Source organism: Pseudomonas sp. GW823-FHT02C02 (assembly GCF_058797635.1).
The window spans coordinates 517,529-537,095 of sequence record NZ_JBXAJV010000002.1 but is presented as its reverse complement, the minus strand read 5'-3'; the positions used below and the strand labels follow the sequence as shown (position 1 = coordinate 537,095).

The following is a 19,567-nucleotide window of genomic DNA, read 5'->3' as shown; positions in this document are numbered from 1 at the left end:
TTTCTTGTTGGAGAGAGAAGCGAATAACTTTTTGATCAGGCCTCGGGCAACCCCAGCAATCGTCGATTGAAACCTGCGTCCGACTGCACGCTGGCGAAATCGTCGAAGGCCTTCTGCGTCTTGCTGATCATGTGCCGCTCGATGAACGCCGCCCCTTCTGCGGCACCCTGGGCGGAGTCCTTGAGGCAACACTCCCACTCAAGCACGGCCCAACCGCTGAAGTCGTATTGGGTCAGTTTGCTGAAGATCGATTTGAAGTCGATCTGGCCATCGCCCAGGGAACGGAAACGCCCCGGCCGCTCAACCCAGCCCTGGTAACCGCCGTAGACGCCCGAACGCGCATCGGGGCGGAACTCGGCGTCTTTGACGTGGAACATGCGGATGCGCGCGTGGTAGCGATCGATGAAGCCCAGGTAGTCCATTTGCTGGAGCAGCAGATGGCTGGGGTCATACAAAATCGCGGCGCGTGGATGGTGATCCACCGCCTCCAGAAAACGCTCGAACGAGGCGCCGTCGTGCAGGTCTTCACCGGGGTGGATTTCGTAGCACAGGTCGACACCGGCCTCCTCGAAGCAATCAAGAATCGGCAACCAGCGTTTGGCCAGTTCGGCAAAACCCTGTTCGACCAATCCGCTTGGGCGTTGCGGCCAGGGGTAGACATACGGCCACAGCAGCGCACCGGAAAAGGTTGCGTGGGCCTTCAGTCCCAAGCGCTGACTGGCCCGGGCTGCCAGCTTCAACTGCTCGATGGCCCATTCGGTGCGTGCTTGCGGCTGGCCGCGTAGATGCGCCGGGGCAAAGTCGTCGAACAGGGCGTCGAACGCCGGATGCACCGCCACCAGTTGACCTTGCAGGTGCGTCGACAACTCGCTGATCTCGACGCCCGCTTTAGCGCAGACTGCCTTCAATTCGTCGCAGTATTCCTGGCTTTCAGCGGCGCGCGCCAGGTCGATGTATTGCGTGCCCAAGGTCGGCAACTGAATGGCCTTGTAGCCTTGCGACGCCGCCCACTGGGCAATATTGGCCAGGGTGTCGAAGGGCGCTTCGGCGGACATGAACTGCGCGAGGAAGATCCCCGGGCCGCGCAGGCCTGCTTGAGAAGTAGGGTTCACGGGCGAGTGCTCCGGGTTCATTGAAGGCAGACCAGTTCGGTCCATTTCGTGTCGCCACGATGACTGGCAATCACGGTTTCGATGAAGGCCATGCCGCGCAGCCCGACGTCGATGCCCGGCACGCCGGGGGCCACGTTGCCGTCGACGTTGCTGCGAATCGCCGTGGCGAAATCGCCGTAGAGGTTGGCCATGGCTTCCAGATAGCCTTCGGGATGTCCAGCCGGCAGACGCATGCGCCGGGTCGCGGCGTCGCACAACCAGGGTTGGCCGACACCGGAACGCAGCACGCGCATTGGTTGGTCAAGGGAACGATGGATCAGGCTCGACGGCTCTTCCTGACGCCATTCCAGGCCGCCCTTGTCGCCGTAGACGCGGACTTTCAACGGGTTCTCTTCACCCGCGCAGACCTGGCTGGCAATCAACACACCACTCGCGCCGTCAGCCATCTTGAACAGCATCGCGGCATCGTCGTCCAGTTGCCGGCTGGCAACGTGGGTATTCAACATCGCGCACAGGCGCTGGATGGGCTGGTCCGCCACGAATTCGGCCAATGAAAAGGCATGGGTGCCGATATCGCCGATGCAGCCGCCCAACCCGGACTGCTCAGGCAGGTCGCGCCAGCCGGCCTGCTTGTTGCCCTGCCCCGCCACATCCTCGCTCAGCCAGCCTTGGGGGTACTCGACAATCACCTTGCGCACGGAGCCGATCACCCCGTCGCGAACCATCTGCCGCGCCTGCCAGACCATCGGATAGCCCAGGTACGTGTGGGCCAGGCCATAGAGGCGATCGCTGCGTTCAAGCACAGCCTTGAGCGGCAGCAACTCGGCCAGATTCAACGCCGCCGGTTTCTCACTGAACACATGAAATCCCGCACTCAGCGCCTGGCTGGCAATCGGCGCGTGAAGGTGATTGGGGGTGACAATGATCAGCAGCTCCATGCGCTGATCGACCGGCAGCGCGCGCTCGGCCTCCAGCATCCGCCGCCAGTCGCTGTAGCAACGCGAAGCGCACAATCCCAGCGCGGCGCCGGTGTCCTGATTGTTGCGGGCGTCGCGACTGAACGCGCCACACACCAACTCAAAACGGCCATCGAGCCCGGCGGCCTGACGGTGGGCCTGACCGATGAAGGCGCCCTCCCCACCACCGACAAAACCCATTCTTATTTTTTTCACGGCAACACTCATCGCAACGTTTCTCTGTTTGAGGCGGTTTCCGGCGGCTTTTCAGGAATGCACCCGAAAGCCGATGTAACCGGTTACATCGTGACGGAAATCTAGGCCCTGTTTGACGAGGTGTCAAACCCCGGATGAATCTCCAGGAAAATTTCAGGGGTGGGCTTACCTGCGTTAAGCTCGCCCCTGCACAGTTCGATAACGAGGTGGTCTTGTCCAATATCCGCGAAGTAGCCAGGCTGGCCGGCGTCTCCGTCGCCACGGTGTCCAGGACGCTGAAGTCGCCTGAACGCGTGCTCCCCGACACGCGCGACAAGGTCAACGCCGCGGTGGAAAAAGCCGGTTATCGACCGAACCAGATGGCGGTGCAATTTCGCTCGCGCAGAACCGGCAACCTGGTGATTCTGGTGCCGACCATCGCCAACACGTTTTTCGCCAAGGTGATCAGCGGCGCGCAGCAAGCCGCCCAGCTCGCCGGGTATCGGCTGTTGCTGTGCGACACCCAGGGCCGCGAGGAAGTGGAACGGGAGTTTGCCGAATTGGTCTACGCCCATCAGGCCGATGGCGTGATCCAGTTGCGCGCCTATGACCCTTTTGAAGCGCCCTTCCCCAGCGCCGATTTACCGCCGATCGTCAATGCCTGCGAGGTGATTCAGGGCGGCCGTCATCCCACCATCAGCCTCGACAACCGCGCGGCTGCCAAGGCCATGACCGAACATTTGATCGAACTGGGCCACCGCCGGATCGGCCTGATCAAAGGCCCGAAAAGCAGCCCGCTGACCCGCGATCGCGTGGCCGGTTATCAGGACGCCTTGCAACAGGCCGGTATCACGTCGGATGCCGCGCTAATCTGCCATGGCGATTTCAGTCTGAAGGCCGGACATGACGGCGCCGCCGCGATGCTGGAATTGCCCGACCGCCCCACGGCGTTGTTTTGCGAAAACGATGAAATGGCCATCGGCGCGTTGAAACGCATCAAGCAACAAGGCCTGCGCGTTCCTGAGGACATTTCATTGGTGGGCTTCGACGACATCCCCTTCGCGGCGTACTGCGACCCGCCGCTGACGACCATCTCGCAACCCGCCGAAACATTCGGTCAGAAAGCCGTCGAGATGTTGATCGCGCTGATCGAGAAGAAACCGATCGAACAGCGGCATGTGGTGTTGCCGTTCAAGTTGACGTTGCGCAACAGCACCGCAGTTGTCAGGGCGCGCTAACGGATGACCAAGTGACCGCACCCCGATACCAGCGTTAGAATCCGACGGTTGAGTTCATTCGTATGAGGAAGCGCCTGTCATGTCCAGTCTCGACAACTCCCTGCAAGACACCGCCGCGCCTGACGGCGTCTGTTACGGCTGCGGCAGCAGCAATCCGCACGGGCTGCACATCAAGAGCTTCTGGCATGCGGACGGCGTGCATGTCATGGCCGAGCACGTGCCTGATCCCATGTATTGCGGCTGGCCGGAGTTGGTGTACGGCGGGTTGATCGCGATGCTGGTGGACTGTCATTCCAACTGGACGGCGATGGCTTATCACTACCGTGAGGAAAACCGCGAAGTCGCCAGCCTGCCCCGGATCAATTGCGTCACCGGCAACCTTGGCATCAAGTTCATCAAACCGACACCGATGGGTGTGCCATTGACCCTGCGTGCCAGAGTGGAAGGCGATGTCGGACGCAAAACCCGTGTCATCTGCGAGGTCTATGCCGGGGACGTACTCACGGCGGTTGGCGATTCCGTTTTTGTCCGCGTGGATACCGATCAATTGGCGGCGGCGGCGCACAGTCGGTAGGACCTAACCGAAAGCGGAATCGATCCTGCGTGTGGGTCGTGTAATTTACAAGGAGGTGTCATGAGCAACTTCCCCATCGTGGCCACGGTACTCGCGATGATATTGGGGCTCTCCGTCACTCGCCTGCTGATGGGTGCGCTGACGGTGTTCCGCATCCGCCGCGTCGCCGCGCCTGATTGGGTGGCGCTGGTCTGGGCGGTCATGCTTTTCACGTCCCAGCTGGATTTTTGGTGGGCGGTCAACGCGCTGCCGACGATCAAAGCGACCTTTTCGTTTGCCGAGTTTTTATTGCTGGTGCTCCTGGCGCTCTCGCTTTTTGTCTCTGCCGCGTTACTGCTGCCCAGTCGAAGTGAGGACGAGCAAAGCGGGCTTCGCGTTTACTTCGAACAGGATGGGCGCTACGCCCTTCTATCGTTTTCGACCTACCTCGTGCTCGGCCTCATCGTGAACGTCCTCTTCTTTCAGGTATCGCCGATGGCGCTTTGGGGGGCGCTGGATGTCGTCATGATTATTCTCCCGGTCTGCGCATTCAGGGCCAAATCGCGCAAAACGTATTCGACGATCACCCTGATTTATGTGCCCATTTCTGCCTTGGACGTCGCCATTACACTGACCAACTAGGCGGGTCGTGGAAAGTGGCGCGGGTGGCCGCAACCCTGGAGGGTGAATAGACCATCTTCGCAGTTGGCGAGAGTCGGCATGGCAGCTGTCCAGTCCAGTACAAGCGAAATCAAAAGGCAGCAATCGGCCAGGAGGGTCCACCTCGCCAGCCGCCTCAGGGACGAGCTGGTTGGACGGCAACTGGCGAGGTGAACACATAGACAATAGCTTCCCTTGCTGAACACGCCTCACGCCGCTCATCAAATACCCCTGCTCGTCCGCCGCCTCCCTCCGCAGCTTTCGTTTAGACGTAAGCTCAACTACGGTGATTCCAAGACCGCTGTCCAACCGAGGAGCCCAGTGCATGTCCAGAATCTTCTCTCTGATGCTCGCCGGCCTGGTTCTGTATACCAGCCCGGCGATGGCAGACACCCTCAAGATCGGCGTGATCGGCGCCGGCAAGGTCGGCGGTACGCTTGGCACGCTCTGGGTAAAGGCCGGGCACTCGGTGATGTTTTCATCACGCCACCCCGAGGCGCTGGCGGACCTGGTCAAGGAGGCCGGCCCCAACGCGCGGGCCGGCTCGGTCACCGAGGCCGCGGCCTGGGGCGATGTAATCGTGTTGAGTGTTCCCTATGGCGCCATGCCGGCGCTGTCCGAACAGTTGAAGGGCAAACTGGACGGCAAAGTGATATTCAGCACCAGTAATCCATTCGGCGGCCGTGACGCAGATGTCGGGCGCAAGGCGCTGGACATGGGCGTGGCCCTGGCGGATCAGCAGTATCTGCCCGGCGTGCACCTGGTGCGGGCGTTCAACGCCATTGGCTTCGCCTCAATGAAAGGCCTTTCCGGCAAAAACAAGGCGATTCCTGTTTTCGCCGACGATGCCCAGGCCAGGGATATCGGCGTCCGGTTAGTGCGTGATGCCGGATTTGTACCGGTGCTGTTCCCGCTGGCGCGCGCCAATGAGGGGTTGCCGGGCGGCCCGCTCAGCGGCGTCTGGCGTGAGGCCGAACTCAAGCAACGACGGGGCGTCGGTGAGCTTTGTCTGAATGTAGAGGCGACCTGCGCTGAAGCTCGCTAGTGTTGAAATCGATAGAGGGTCAGGTCCAACACCGTCTAATCTCAATGAAGCACAACCCCACGCGGCTCGCCTCTTGATACAGGGGAAACGGGATGGCCAATAGAACAGCGCGCCAATGCTCGTCATGGGTCATACCCTCCCTGCTCGCCATCAACCTGGCGCTGATCGCGGGATGTTCCGGCAAAGCGTCCACCGCTCGCTATGCAACTTCAAGCGTGGGCTCAGCCTGCTATGCAAAAGCGCTTCCCACCGCTGGCGAGGGTGGCCTGGCTTGGGGCTCCACCTTGAGCATGGCGCGTAAAAAATCCATGGATAATTGCATCCGCTATGCCGGCCGATCCGGTGGCACGCCGACTACTTGCCAAGTGGTGTTGGCGGAGTGCAGGCATTGAAACCTATGCAAAGCCGAGGAACGACAGGATAACCACGACGACCACCACTAACCCGACGATGTAGATGATGTTGTTCATGAAACCCACCTCTCAACCAGAATAGGACTGCGGCACGAAGGCTTACACCTACACGGTAGTGCAGCTTTGCTCGCAATGCCATTCAGCATGGGACGATCGAGCCTGACAGTTTCCCTTGCTCGCGGACTAGAGCCGAAAGTGCTGCTGCATGGCTTGGGAGAGCAAATCCACCGCTTCATCCCCATCTGAAGACGGCGATCGGACAAACACGACCTCATGCTCCGGTATGACGGGCAAACCGTCGAGAATCTGCATACTTTCCGTCACCCGGGCGCGGTCTATCAGACTGATCGCCAACCCGGCCTCCACGCAGGCGCTGACGGCCTGGTTGGACGGACTGTCCAGCACCACGCGCCACCGGCGGCCGCTTTGTTTGAGTGATGCCACCATGGCTTGCCGATAAGGGCATTGCGCCGCATGCACGGCCAGTGGCAGCGGATCCATCGAGGCCAGCGACTTGTTTGCCGGCCCCACCCAGATCGGCGTGGTGGCGACGAGAAATTGCGCCTGCATGGTCAGCTGCCCCCTGGCTTGGGCAATCACCGCGGCCTGAAGCTTTCCACGCTGGACCTGGTCACGCAGCGAATCACTGGGGGCTGTCTTCAACTCCAGCACCACGTTGGGCCAGGCAGCGGCGAATGTCGGCAGGATGTCGCGGATGACATGGGCGGCGTATTCGTCGGGGACACCCAGGGTAATGCGTCCTGCCAGGTGGCTTCCATGCAGGTCGGCCAGCACCCGGTCATGGGTGCTCAGCAGTTCTGTCGTCGACAAAAGCAAACGCTTGCCCAGTGCGGTCAAGGACACCGATTGGTTATCGCGGTTCAGCAATCGCCCGCCGGCCACCGCTTCAAGCCGCTGGATATTATGCCTGCGCCGGGCGACAGCCACACGAGTGGCCAGCGTCTTGTACCTGAGCCCGCCCGTCACGATGCTTTGGGTCTAGGCAATGTTCAACGAACCGTTGTCATGGCAGATGGTGTCAGGCATGGCAGTGTCCGAGGTCGGCATCTGGATGGTGGTTCGGTCGGAGGCTCGACAGGCCCGGCGGTAAAGCTGATGGATGTTTCGGGCAGAAGTTGCTCTTGCCGACAGACTGCAATCGGCCAAAAGGAGCCCGTATCCAAGTGCAGATCACGGTTAGGCACATCCTCGGAATATCCTCTACATGCCAGCTTTTCGATCGTCTGGTGAACCGAAAATAAGTTCCCCTCAGGCTTCTCCGCTTTGGGCAACCCACGTAAGCACCTCGGTTGCATTGGCACCGGGGTCCTGAATGTCCTCAAATGTTTTTACAACAAGACCATCATGAATGATTAGCGTTATTCGGGCGTAAAATGTTAGTCCCTCCACAACAAAGGTTTTCAGCCCTAAGCTTGATGCCAACTTGCAATGGGGGTCAGAGAGTAACGAGTAGTTGAGACTCATACGCTGTACGAATTCTTGCTGGTACGCACTTGCCTGAGTAGAAAGTCCAAACACATTCAAGAAGCCTGAATCGACCAGTTGATCGCGACTGTCTCTGAACCCGCATGCCTGAGGGGTACAACCTCTGGCGCCAGGAATTTCCGAAAGCCCCTCAGGTGCCGTCTCGTTGGGATTTCCGGTTCGGGGGTAGATGAAAATCACGCACCACCCTGAAAGGCTGGTCAAATCGATATCCATGCCCGTTGTACATGGCAATGAAATCGCGGGCAGACGCCGACCGATTAAAACGTTAGTACTATGATCGATAGGCAAGTTGTTGTTCATAAAGCTCTCGTATTGTTGATTATTAACGGCGACGTATTGCGTTTGTCGGAGCGGTGGACACTCTTCCTAGCCAGTTTTCGGCCTGATTCGGGCGTAGAAAGATCCCACGCAAACAACGAAAACGGCGCCAATGCTTGAAGCAACGTAGTACAGGGTTTTATCCGCGTTCATGCTTGGTTGCACCAAGGTGTCCAAACTTGCCATGCCGCCAGCGATCCACCCGAGCAACCCGGCGCCAAATAGGACCGCCTGCGGAAATCGCTCTATCAAATCGAGAACAAACCCGCTGCCCCAGACGATGATGGGGATGCTGATCAATACTCCAAGTGAGACGATGAACATATCCCCTCCCGCGGCGCCCGCTATAGCCAAGACGTTGTCCAAAGACATGACAGCGTCGGCAATGACAATCGTTTTTATCGCATTCAGAAGTAAGACAGTCCCCTTGATAGAATCGTAGTGATCCTCCTCTGCCGTGATCAGTTTGATCCCTATCCATAAAAGTAAGATCGCCCCGACGATTCTCAAGCCTGGAAGTGCCAACAACTGCATGGCAAAGAAGAGCATGACGATGCGCAGCACAATGGCCCCCGCCACGCCGGAGACGACGGCTTTGCTTCTTAGATGCCTGGGGAGATTTCGACAAGCCATGGCGATAACCACGGCATTGTCAGCCCCCAACATAATGTCAATGGCTATGATTTGCCCGATCGCCAGCCAAGGACCTGGCAAATTCAAGAACTCAATCAACTGGAAACTCCTGGCTGCGGCGCAGCGAGCATGATTTTTAAACCCAAGTACTTCGAGCAGATCGCTTTGGGCGTCGGATTGTCTTCTAACTCAAGTGGTAAAGCGGAAAGGCGCCGAATAGAAGTCCGCCAGCCAACAGGCTCAAACTGGAAAGAATTGCCCACTTCAGTGCAAAGCGCTGGTGGTCACCCAAATCGACTTTCGCCAAGGAAATCAGTAGATAGAGAGCAGGAACCAACGGGCTCAACAAGTGCACGGGTTGACCCACTATGGAGGCACGAGCAATCTCCAAAGGCGTGATGCCATATTGAGCGGCGGTGTGGGCGATCACAGGCAGGATGCCGAAGTAAAAGGCATCATTGGACATGAAGAACGTCAAAGGCATGCTGATCAGCGCGGTGAACACCGCAAGAAAAGGACCAAAGCTGTCAGGGATGATACTAAGCAAGCTTTTAGCCATGGCATCGACCATGCCTGTACCCGACAGAATCCCCGTAAATATGCCCGCCGCGAATATAAGCGCAGTCACCGCCAATACATTCGAGGCGTGGGCAGCAATCCGCTCCCTCTGTTGTTCAATCCTTGGGTAGTTGATCACTATCGCGATAGCAAACCCCACCATAAACAATATCTGGATTGGCATTGCACCGACGACGAGGCAGGCAATCAATACGAGCGTAACGATCAAATTGGGCCAGAACATTTTGGGACGTCGAAGTTTTTCACACTCTTCTGCCGAACCATGCCCCAAGGCCAACGAGCCGTTATGGAAATCCTCCAGATGGATAACGCCAAGTCGAGCACGCTCGCGGCGGCCGAGAACAATAGCGGTGAACACCAGGGTCGCCGCGGCAATCAGCAGGGCAGGAATCATCGGGAGAAATATCTCCAGCGCGTCCACGTGCAGCGCGGCGGCAGCACGTGCTGTAGGGCCTCCCCATGGTGAGATATTCATGATTCCGGTAGCGATGCTAAGTATGCAAGTCAGGCCGAGAACATTCATGCCAAGGCGCTGGTAAAGTGGCAAAAATGCTGCGCAGGCGATCATGTACGTCGTGGAGCTGTCGCCATCCAGAGACACGAGCATGGTGAGTATTGCGGTACCCACTAGCACTTTCAGCGGATCACCTTTCACCAACTTTAGAATATTGCGTACCAGCGAATCGAAAAGCCCGGCGTCGATCATGATGCCGAAATAAAGGATTGAGAACGTCAACATGACACCTGTAGGGGCCAATGTCTTTACCCCATCCAGCATCATTGATCCCAGTCCTGTGTAGTGACCTCCCAGAACGGCAAAAACGATAGGAACGATGATCAAGGCAATTAGCGCCGACAGGCGCTTCGTCATAATCAGGTACATGAAGCAGATAACCATTGAAAAGCCGAGGATTGCCAACATGGCCGGACTCTCTTTTTTTATTAGGCGCACAGAGTCCCCAGCGGCCACATCTGGCCGTTCTGAAGACGGTTTCTGGGGGAAGCGGGTCAGGCTATGGCGGAGGTGCCGCGCTGGATGGCAAGACGTGGATCATGGGAAAACCTCGCATGTTGTTATGTTTGTTTTATGCAGTTCAGTGTCATCAAGTGAGCAGGCTGCTTGTTCAAATGCTCAAGCAAATGTATTTGATCTCTAGGTACTCCTCGATCCCGTACTTGGAGCCCTCACGACCCAGCCCGGAGGCTTTTACTCCACCGAAGGGTGCGACCTCGTTTGAGATAAGCCCGGTGTTAATGCCGACCATGCCGTACTCCAGCGCTTCGGCAACGCGAAACACACGGGACAGGTCATGGGCATAGAAGTAGGAAGCCAGGCCAAATTCAGTATCATTCGCCAAGTCGACGACCTCCGCTTCATCCATAAAGCGAAACAGCGGCGCAAGTGGGCCAAAAGTCTCTTCCCTGGCGACCTTTGCGCTATTAGGGACATCCACCAAAATGGTCGGTAAAAAATAGCCGCCACCCTTGGAATGGGCCTGTCCACCCGCAACGATCCGGGCGCCTTTGCTCACAGCGTCATCAATGTGCTCTTTGATCTTCGCGACGGCCTTGGCATCAATCAAAGGGCCGACGCTTACGCCTTCGTCCAGACCGTTGCCGACCCTCAGTTTCGCGACGGCAACCCTTAGTTTTTCGCAGAACGCATCGTAAACGCCGTCCTGCACATACAGTCGGTTAACGCAGACACACGTCTGCCCCGCATTGCGATACTTAGAAGCAATGGCGCCTTCCACGGCTTTGTCCAAATCAGCGTCATCGAAGACGATGAAGGGCGCATTCCCCCCCAACTCAAGGGACAACTTCTTCAACGTCGGTGCGCTCTGCGCCATCAACCTGGAGCCAATTTCAGTAGAGCCAGTAAAGGAAATCTTGCGCACGATGGGGTTTTCAGTCAGCTCGGCACCAATCTCAGTGGCCGAACCCGTGACAACGTTGAGCACACCTTTGGGGATGCCAGCGCGCTCCGCCAATTCGGCCAGCGCCAGTGCCGTGAACGGTGTCTGACTGGCAGGCTTGACCACCATCGTACATCCGGCCGCCAGCGCCGGCCCCGCTTTGCGGGTGATCATCGCCGCTGGAAAATTCCACGGGGTAATCGCGGCGGTGACACCGATCGGCTGTTTGATGACAAGGAGGCGTTTGTCGGCCTGATGTCCTGGAATCGTATCGCCATAGACCCGCTTGGCCTCTTCGGCAAACCACTCTAGAAACGAAGCGGCATAGATAATCTCGCCCTTGGCCTCCAGTAGCGGTTTTCCCTGCTCAAGGGTCATGAGCAGGGCCAAGTCATCCTGGTTCTCAAGCACCAGCTCGTACCAGCGACGCAACTTGATTGAGCGCTCTTTTGCGGTCAGCGAACGCCAACCTTGCAATGCGCGTTGGGCCGCATCAATGGCGCGTTGAGTCTCGATACGCCCCAACCCGGGAACCGTACCAAGCGTCTTTCCATTGGCTGGATTGTCCACGGCAAACGTGGCGCCGTTGTCGGCATTGATCCAGATGCCGTCCACATAGGCTTGTTGTCGAAACAGGGAAGCATCTTTGAGCTGCATGACGTTCTCTTCTTGTTGGAGGGCCGGGGTCCCTGAGGTTTGCGTTACGAGGAGCGATTTCATACCGCCGCACTTAACGCCTTGATCTCCTGATGCAGGATGCGGTCGTTCTCCGAATAGTCGACCGGGCAGTCGATCACATGCACACCGGGAGTCTCCAGGCAGTGCTGTACCAACGGCGCGAAAGCGGCTGCGCTGTTAACCCGGTGGCCAAAGGCACCGTAGCTTTGGGCGTAGAGCACGAAGTCCGGGTTTCCGTAGTCCAGACCAAAATCCTCAAACCCCATCTGTGCCTGCTTCCAGCGAATCATTCCGTAAGCGTCGTCGCGCAGGATGATGACCACCAGATTCATCTTCAAACGCACGGCGGTTTCAAGCTCCTGGCTGTTCATCATGAATCCACCATCGCCACACACCGCAACAATCGGAATCTGGGGATAGACGAGGCGTGCCGCCATCGCCGAAGGTAGACCGGCTCCCATGGTTGCCAATGCGTTATCCAGCAATACGGTGTTCGGCATGTAGGCCTTGTAGTTGCGGGCAAACCAGATTTTGTAGATACCATTGTCCAAGGCAACGATGCCGTTGGCCGGCATGACGTGGCGCAGGTCCGCGACCAGTCGCTGCGGGTAAACCGGAAAACGATCGTCGGTGGCGCCTTCGGCGACGTGGGCCTCGTTGGCTTCGCGAATAGCCAGCAGCCGTTTGAAATCCCAGGTCGGCTGGGGGACAAGTGCTTCGTTTATCTCCCAGATCGCATTGGCAATATCCCCCACCACCTCGATCTGAGGGAAATACACAGGATCGACTTCGGCAGACCGGAAACTGACATGGATCACTTCGGTGCCACCGCGAACCATAAAAAAAGGCGGCTTTTCAATCACGTCATGGCCGATGTTGACGATGAGATCAGCCGACTCCAGCGCACGGTGGACGAAGTCATTGGCCGACAACGCCGCATTGCCCAAAAAACGCGGGTGGCGTTCGTCGACGACCCCCTTGCCCAACTGCGTCGTTACGAACGGAATGCCGGTTTTCGCTATCAGTTGAAGCAACACCCGGGCAGTCGACTTGCGGTTAGCCCCGGCGCCGATGACCAACACCGGACTGCGTGCGGCTTGCAACTTGGCAACCGCGGCACGGATCGATTTCGCTTCGGCCACCGGGCGACGGCTGAGGCTTGGCGCAATGGGCGTGCTGTCGGTGTCTTCGGCGGCGATATCTTCAGGCAGCTCCAGGTGCACCGATCCTGGCTTTTCTTCTTCGGCCAGCCGGATAGCTTCACGGATACGCGACGGAATGTTATCGGCGGAAGCCAGTTGATGGGTGTACTTGGTCAGGGGCGCCATCATCCCGCAGACGTCGAGAATCTGGAAACGGCCCTGCTTTGATTTTTTGATAGGCTTCTGACCTGTGATCATCAGCATCGGCATGCCTCCCAGATAGGCATAGGCTCCGGCGGTTACCAGGTTGGTGGCACCCGGGCCAAGCGTCGAGAGGCAGACACCGGTCTTGCCCGTGAGACGACCGTAAGTGGCGGCCATGAAGCCAGCGGGCTGCTCGTGGCGCGTCAGAATCAGCTTGATCGGCGAACGAGACAGCGAGTCCAGTAGGTCGAGGTTTTCTTCGCCGGGGATGCCGAATACATATTCAACACCCTCGTTTTCCAGACAGCGCACAACCAGCTCAGCAGCTTTCATTTTTTTACGCTCTTCGATAATTCAGTGAACAACCACGTTCTAATGGCGAGCATCGATCGGCGGCGCTTATCCAGCCAGGTAACGGCCTGGACAAGTTTCGCCGTCAATGCAGTGGCTTGCGCTATGACTGATGCGTCCTGAGTTTCACAGGGAGAACGTCAGCTCTTTATTGAAGTAACTCACCGACAGGACATGACCGGGCCCTTTGATATCGAAGGGCTCGCACATGGCTCCAGTCGACACCAGGTGACCGGCACGCAGGGTCACGCCCCGCTCGGCGGCATGCTGGTAGAGGGCAGCCAGCGAACTCAGAGGATCTGTAGCCGTGTCACCAAACAGACCCTTTGCCCTGGGTAAACCGTCCAGATTGACGACGGCCGTTTCCGCCAGTTCGCGCATGGCGTGCAGGTCGATGCCTTCGCAAATCGACTTGCCTACGACCAGCGCTTCAAAACCGACGTTATCCGCAGCAAAGCTTGGCCAACCGACTGTTTTGCGGTCGGTGAAGCGCGAGCGCACCACCTCAAAGGTCACGCAAGTGGAGCGGATGTCCTCAGCGTTGACCGTTCTGCCAATCACAGGAGGCAGGTCCCGATCCAGGACAAAAGCAATTTCGCACTCGATCGTCACCGGCGTATCGTCAGGCAGTTGCAGGTGAATGCCAGTCCCATGCAGGCGCGCTCTTTCGAGCTGTCCTACCAGAGGCCGTGACAATTTCGCGGCGCGCATCGCAGCGGGGCTGCCCACGCCAAGTTTCCAGCCCGCCTGAGTACCGCCGGCCAATTTGAATAGCTCGTCCTGTGCGTCATAACCCTGTTCAAGCGTTTCCGGTTTGACTTCAGCAGGCAGCAGGTTCAACAGCTCGCCACTGCGCCACGCATTCAACAAAACCGCTGCGGTAGCGTTTGGATCAAAAAGAGAAGTTGGCATATTGATCTCCTGATTATTGAGCGCGCAGTCGTTGGCAGACGGCGTCAGCAAATTCGAGTGTGGAGGCCAGACCTTTCAGGTCCCGAGTCCGTACATTGTCGATATTCAAGGTTTCGTCGATGGCGACACGCAGCCGCTGTGCGTCTTGTTCCAGGCCAACATGAGTCAGCATCATGGCCGCGGCCAGCATCAACGAAATCGGGTTGGCGATACCCATGCCGGCGATATCCGGTGCAGAACCATGGACAGCTTCGAAAATTGCGGTATCGGTGCCAAAGTTGGAGCCAGGCGCCATGCCCAGACCGCCCACCAGACCTGCCAACTGGTCGGAGAGAATGTCGCCAAACAAGTTGGTGCAAAGCAACATGTCGAAACGCCAAGGGTTGAGCACCAGTTGCATGGCGCAGGCATCCACGATCATGTCCTCTATCTCGACCCGTCCTTCGTACTCCTTTGCGACTTCCCGAGCGGCTTCAAGGAACAACCCCGTCAGCTTCTTGAGGATGTTGGCCTTGTGCACGACCGTGATTTTCTTACGGCCATTTTTAATGGCGTACTCAAAGGCAAACCGCGCAATGCGCTCGCTGCCTTCACGGGTGTTGATGCCACTGGAAACGGCGATCGCCCGAGGATCGTTACCCACCGGGATGTAATACTCATTAGCGACGTAGAAACCCGCCAGGTTCTCCCGAATGAGTACCAGATCGATGTCCTCATATCGTCCCGGGATCAGCGTCTTGGCAGGACGGACATTGCCGAACAATTCAAACGTTTCGCGCAGTCGCACATTGGATGAGCGGAAACCTTCGCCGACAGGCGTCGTCAGCGGACCTTTGAGCACCAGCTTGCGTGCACGGATACTGTCCAGGGTCGCGTTCGGCAGTGGATCGCCCACGGCTGCGATTCCGGCCATCCCCGCCACTTGGACATCCCAATCGAAAGGGCTTCCCAGCGCGTCCAGAACCCGAACAACCGCCTCGACCACTTCCGGCCCGATACCATCACCTGGAATCAGCGTTGCCGGAATTTTGTTTGAAGATGAATTTTCCACGATGGTTTCTCTTTAGAAAGTGCCGGGTTACTGAAGATGAGCGGTGGAGCCATCTGCTGACGGGGCTGCAGCGCGAAACTCCACGCCCAGCAGCCGCTCATACACTTTGATCATCGCGCCCTTGTCACTGTCGCCATGGCCTTGGAGGACGGCGGTCTGGTAGGTCGCCGTGGCGGCGGATAGCACCGGTAGCGGAATGCCCATCTTCGCGCTCAACCCGGCGCCACTGATGAGATCCTTGTAGGCATGTTTAAGCGGGTATCCACTGCTGAACCGGCCAGCCAGAATATGCGGCACGAAAAACTCCGAGGCGTAACTACGCCCAGTTCCGCTGTTCACGATCGCAGCCACTTTCTCTGCGTTAAGGCCAAGCTTGACGGCCATCGGCAAGATTTCAGCAATCGCCGCACAGTTAATATCGAACAACAGTTGATTGATGAGCTTGGCCAGTTGACCCGCACCCGCCGCGCCCATGTAGAGAATATTGGAGGCCATTTTTTCCAGGTAAGGGGCGACCTCGTTGAATACCTGCTCGCTACCGCCACACATCGCAGTCAATGTCCCGTCAACAGCGCGAGAAGCCATGCCGGAAACCGGGGCGTCCAGAAAACGAATACCCAGTGCGGCCAATTTCGTTTCGATGCTCAGGGTTTGCGCATAACTGATCGTGCTGGTATCGACGACGATGCTGCCGGGACACATCCATTGCGCGATACCTTCGGCACCAAACAGGAAGTGATCGACCACTTCATCATCGGGCAGTGACAAAAACACCAGGTCGCAGTCGGCCAGGGCGCGGCGATCGTCAGTCGCTATCGCTCCCAGCCGTTCCAACTCGGCGTAGGCCCGGCCACTGGCCGTATTGACCAATAAGCCGGGGTGAGAACGCAGCAGGTTGATTGCCATGGGCCTGCCCATTTGGCCAAGCCCGATGAATGCCATTTTCATGTTGAATTTCCCTGATTCGATCATGTACGCGGAACAGCGCCACTGAGGGTCGTGGCCTGCAAGAAATCAAAATCCACACCGGTGTCAGCTTGAGTGACCGATTGCAGGAACAACTTGTGGTAGCCACGATCGCCAGTCGGTATCACTACCGGTCTGGCTTCAGAACGGCGGCGCATTTCCTCATCCGAGATCAGCACCGATATCTCCCGATTCGACAGGCTGAGACGAATGCGATCTCCGTTCTGGACATAGGCAAGCGGACCGCCCACCGCCGCTTCGGGGGTGACGTGAAGAACGATGGTGCCGAATGCCGTACCGCTCATGCGTCCATCGGAAATTCTGATGATGTCCTTCACGCCGGCTTTGGCCAGTTTTTGCGGGATGGGTATATAGCCCGCCTCTGGCATACCCGGTCCGCCCTTTGGGCCAATGTTCTTGAGCACCAGGACATCCTCGGGAGTGACGTCCAGTTCATCGCTGTCGATGCGGGCGGCGAGGTCCTCCATGTTTTCGAAAACCACGGCACGGCCTTCATGCTCCATCAAACCTGCGTCAGCCGCCGATTGCTTGATGATTGCACCGCCAGGCGCCAGGTTGCCTCGAAGTACTGCAATGCCTCCCTGGGGATAGATGGGCTGCAGAAATGGGCGCACTACATTTTGATTGAAGGCCGGTTCGCCTCGTTCGAGTTCTTCGCCCAAGGTCCGCCCGGTAACGGTCAGCGCTTCAAGGTTGAGTAAGGGTTTTAGTTCACGCAGCAGCGTGGTCATGCCGCCGGCATCGTGAAAATCCTCCATGTACTGGGTGCCAGAAGGCTTGAGATCCACCAGTACTGGCGTCTCACGGCTCATCCGGTCCAAGGCGGCCAAATCCACTTCCAGTCCCATGCGTCCGGCAATGGCAGTGAGGTGGACAATACCGTTGGTGGATCCACCAATGGCCAACAGCACACGCATGGCATTCTCGAAAGCAGCCGGGGTCAGGATCTTGTCGATGGTTCGGCGTTGGCGAGCCATGTCGACGATGCAAGTGCCGGTCTCCTCCGCAATCCGCATGCGATCCGACGTAACGGCTGGGGGTGTCGCGCAACCCGGCACGGTCATACCAAGTGCTTCAGCGATACAGGCCATTGTGCTGGCGGTGCCCATCACCGAGCAGGTCCCCACGCTCGCCACCAGACGGCTGTTAACGTCGGCGATTTCAACGCTGTCTATTTCGCCGGCGCGGAATTTACCCCAGTAGCGACGGCAATCAGTGCACGCCCCTACCCGCTCACCCCGGTGACTGCCCGTGAGCATTGAACCGGTAATCAACTGGATGGCGGGGATACCTGCGGAGGCGGCGCCCATCAACTGCGCTGGAACGGTTTTGTCGCAGCCACCGATCAGGACGACTGCATCCATAGGCTGAGCTCGAAGCATTTCCTCAGTGTCCATCGACATCAGATTGCGCAGGTACATGCTAGTGGGCGCCGAAAAGCTTTCGCCGATCGAGATCGTTGGAAATTCCATTGGCAAGCCACCAGCGTGCTGGATACCACGCTTCAGCGCTTCCACCAGTTGGGGCATGTTTCCGTGACAGGGGTTGTATGCACTACCGGTGGAGGCGATGCCGATGACGGGTTTCTCAAGCGCACCGTCGGTGTAACCCGATCCTTTGATAAACGCTTTTCGTAGAAACAGCGAAAAGCCTTTGTCTCCATAGTTGGTGAGGCCTCGGCGAAGGCCTGAGGTTTCACTCGAATCTTTCGGGGCATTGGAAGGCAAATCATCGTCAAAAGGCATGGCGTCATATTCCGGGTTGCGTAGGGAACGGGAATGCTGTGTCGCCATACTAGGAACGCTTACTCATCATGTGAAATATATTGTTATGATCAGTTTCATCACAAAGTGTGATGTGAACTCAGAAAATGGAGTGCCCGGAAGTGAATTTGAAAGCGCTCAGATGCTGTGTCGAAATAGCCCGTCAAGGCAGCTTTACCAAGGCAGCACACACGCTTCATATCGCCCAGCCTGCATTGAGCATGGCCGTGACTCGCCTTGAGGAAGAGTTGGACGTCATCCTTTTCAACCGTGCGCCACGACAAATCACGGTCACGGCTGAAGGGCAATGCTTTCTGGGCCGTGTCGAACTGGCGCTGTTGGAGCTGGACATGGCACGCCAGGAACTGCGTGACATGGCTCAACTGCACAGTGGCGAAATAAAGTTGGGCGTACCACCGATGTTCGGGATCAACTATGTCCCGGATCTGCTCAGCGCCTTTCGGCGTGAGTACCCCGGAATCGTGATGACCGTCATAGAAGGCAGCGCGGACGCGATTAGCCAGCGCCTCGAAAATCGCGAAATCGACGTGGCATTACTCGAATCTCGGCGAGTGGGAAGCGCATGGGAATCGGTGCTGCTTGGCAACGACGAGATGGTGCTGTGCATGAGGGAGGATCATTCACTGGCTACTGAGCCTCACCTCGAAGCCCATCAGTTGCAAGGCGCAGAGATGGTGGTGTTCGATCAGACATTCCTGCAACGCCATCTGCTCGATGCCTTCTGTAAGGCCTCTGGCATCAGCTATCGGATTGCACTGCAAAGCAATTTTGTATCCCTTGTGACAAAAGCGACGTTCGACGGAATGGGGATATCCACGCTCCTGCGCTCAGTACAGGAACGCGAGCCGGGGATCGTTGGAGTGCCGTTCAAACCAGCCCAGACCATGAGCTTCAGGTTATGTTGGCGAGCGAACGAATACCTTTCCCTGGCGAACAAGCGTTTCGTCGACTTTGCCCAGACTGCTGGTTTCTTCAACAAAGCGTAGGTTTGATATGCAGCCAAACAAGTAATTACCAAATCGACTCATCGGTAAGCATATTCAAGCAGCCAACCACAAGACCGCCTATAGCCGGATCTATAATTTCTCGAAATATAGCTATCAGCTAATCTGCCGACGCTCACCGGCAGCTATGGGTCGATTTCTGACTTCATGACGGGCAGCTATCGGCTGTGGATTCAACCGGTGGACGAAGCGATAGCTAATGAATAGCTATGCTTGGTCTACTGCCGGAACTGATTGAGCAGATGGGGCTTTCCGACCATGGTGTATAACCCCCTTCAGCGGTCGCCCGACAGTCACAATGCCCGGTCTAGCCAGGCAAGATGACAG

At 57.6% G+C, this 19,567-nt stretch carries 17 protein-coding genes and 2 pseudogenes; 7 read left to right on the top strand and 12 right to left on the bottom strand.

What is annotated here, in order from left to right:
- Positions 1–35: 35 nt before the first annotated feature.
- Positions 36–1,133 (bottom strand): sugar phosphate isomerase/epimerase family protein, encoded by a 1,098-nt coding sequence (locus AC1ROI_RS05185; protein WP_077750372.1) that lies wholly within the window; start codon positions 1,131–1,133, stop codon positions 36–38.
- Positions 1,130–2,269, bottom strand: a complete 1,140-nt coding sequence (locus AC1ROI_RS05180; protein WP_172962149.1) for a Gfo/Idh/MocA family protein — start codon at positions 2,267–2,269, stop codon at positions 1,130–1,132. Before AC1ROI_RS05180 ends, AC1ROI_RS05185 begins: the two co-directional genes overlap by 4 nt.
- A gap of 227 nt (positions 2,270–2,496) precedes the next feature.
- Between AC1ROI_RS05180 and AC1ROI_RS05175 the strand changes: the two genes are divergently transcribed.
- From AC1ROI_RS05175 to AC1ROI_RS05155, 5 genes are all read left to right on the top strand, one after another.
- Positions 2,497–3,501, top strand: coding sequence for a LacI family DNA-binding transcriptional regulator (locus AC1ROI_RS05175; protein ID WP_077750370.1), 1,005 nt, complete (start codon positions 2,497–2,499; stop codon positions 3,499–3,501).
- A 79-nt stretch (positions 3,502–3,580) separates the two neighbouring features.
- Complete coding sequence (locus AC1ROI_RS05170) at positions 3,581–4,075, top strand: PaaI family thioesterase (RefSeq protein ID WP_077750369.1); 495 nt, start codon at positions 3,581–3,583, stop codon at positions 4,073–4,075.
- A 60-nt stretch (positions 4,076–4,135) separates the two neighbouring features.
- A complete protein-coding gene (locus AC1ROI_RS05165; RefSeq protein WP_102594906.1) occupies positions 4,136–4,696 on the top strand; it encodes a hypothetical protein in 561 nt (186 codons plus the stop codon).
- Positions 4,697–5,039: 343 nt separating this feature from the next.
- A complete protein-coding gene (locus AC1ROI_RS05160) occupies positions 5,040–5,759 on the top strand; it encodes an NADPH-dependent F420 reductase (protein ID WP_077750367.1) in 720 nt (239 codons plus the stop codon).
- 92 nt (positions 5,760–5,851) lie between these two features.
- On the top strand, positions 5,852–6,151 hold the full coding sequence (locus AC1ROI_RS05155) for a hypothetical protein (RefSeq protein WP_077750366.1): 300 nt from the start codon (positions 5,852–5,854) through the stop codon (positions 6,149–6,151).
- A gap of 204 nt (positions 6,152–6,355) precedes the next feature.
- On the opposite strand, the pseudogene AC1ROI_RS05150 reads toward AC1ROI_RS05155, so the two are convergent.
- Positions 6,356–7,096, bottom strand: a pseudogene (locus AC1ROI_RS05150) (LysR substrate-binding domain-containing protein); the annotation flags it as partial.
- 1 nt (position 7,097) lies between these two features.
- Between AC1ROI_RS05150 and AC1ROI_RS05145 the strand changes: the two are divergent.
- Positions 7,098–7,283: pseudogene (locus tag AC1ROI_RS05145) on the top strand (EamA/RhaT family transporter); the annotation flags it as partial.
- Positions 7,284–7,441: 158 nt separating this feature from the next.
- On the opposite strand, the gene AC1ROI_RS05140 reads toward AC1ROI_RS05145, so the two are convergent.
- The 9 genes from AC1ROI_RS05140 to AC1ROI_RS05100 form a co-directional block, all read right to left on the bottom strand.
- Positions 7,442–7,981 carry a peroxiredoxin gene (locus AC1ROI_RS05140; RefSeq protein ID WP_102594907.1) on the bottom strand — a complete coding sequence of 180 codons (540 nt, stop codon included), beginning with the start codon at positions 7,979–7,981 and terminating at the stop codon, positions 7,442–7,444.
- A 66-nt stretch (positions 7,982–8,047) separates the two neighbouring features.
- Positions 8,048–8,731, bottom strand: coding sequence for a TerC family protein (locus AC1ROI_RS05135; RefSeq protein ID WP_102594908.1), 684 nt, complete (start codon positions 8,729–8,731; stop codon positions 8,048–8,050).
- Positions 8,732–8,816: 85 nt separating this feature from the next.
- A complete protein-coding gene (locus AC1ROI_RS05130; RefSeq protein ID WP_102594909.1) occupies positions 8,817–10,133 on the bottom strand; it encodes a CitMHS family transporter in 1,317 nt (438 codons plus the stop codon).
- A 202-nt stretch (positions 10,134–10,335) separates the two neighbouring features.
- The gene (gene gabD, locus AC1ROI_RS05125; protein WP_102594921.1) at positions 10,336–11,784 is read right to left on the bottom strand and encodes an NADP-dependent succinate-semialdehyde dehydrogenase; all 1,449 of its coding nucleotides are present in this window, start codon (positions 11,782–11,784) and stop codon (positions 10,336–10,338) included.
- A gap of 59 nt (positions 11,785–11,843) precedes the next feature.
- The gene (locus AC1ROI_RS05120; protein ID WP_102594910.1) at positions 11,844–13,484 is read right to left on the bottom strand and encodes an acetolactate synthase large subunit; all 1,641 of its coding nucleotides are present in this window, start codon (positions 13,482–13,484) and stop codon (positions 11,844–11,846) included.
- A gap of 144 nt (positions 13,485–13,628) precedes the next feature.
- Positions 13,629–14,414 carry a 2-keto-4-pentenoate hydratase gene (locus AC1ROI_RS05115; RefSeq protein ID WP_102594911.1) on the bottom strand — a complete coding sequence of 262 codons (786 nt, stop codon included), beginning with the start codon at positions 14,412–14,414 and terminating at the stop codon, positions 13,629–13,631.
- Between the two features lie 13 nt (positions 14,415–14,427).
- Complete coding sequence (locus AC1ROI_RS05110) at positions 14,428–15,465, bottom strand: isocitrate/isopropylmalate dehydrogenase family protein (protein ID WP_102594912.1); 1,038 nt, start codon at positions 15,463–15,465, stop codon at positions 14,428–14,430.
- Between the two features lie 27 nt (positions 15,466–15,492).
- On the bottom strand, positions 15,493–16,407 hold the full coding sequence (locus tag AC1ROI_RS05105) for an NAD(P)-dependent oxidoreductase (RefSeq protein ID WP_207235054.1): 915 nt from the start codon (positions 16,405–16,407) through the stop codon (positions 15,493–15,495).
- Positions 16,408–16,433: 26 nt separating this feature from the next.
- Positions 16,434–18,197, bottom strand: coding sequence for an IlvD/Edd family dehydratase (locus tag AC1ROI_RS05100; RefSeq protein WP_102594914.1), 1,764 nt, complete (start codon positions 18,195–18,197; stop codon positions 16,434–16,436).
- Between the two features lie 140 nt (positions 18,198–18,337).
- Between AC1ROI_RS05100 and AC1ROI_RS05095 the strand changes: the two genes are divergently transcribed.
- The gene (locus AC1ROI_RS05095) at positions 18,338–19,222 is read left to right on the top strand and encodes a LysR family transcriptional regulator (RefSeq protein ID WP_102594915.1); all 885 of its coding nucleotides are present in this window, start codon (positions 18,338–18,340) and stop codon (positions 19,220–19,222) included.
- Positions 19,223–19,567 lie beyond the last annotated feature (345 nt).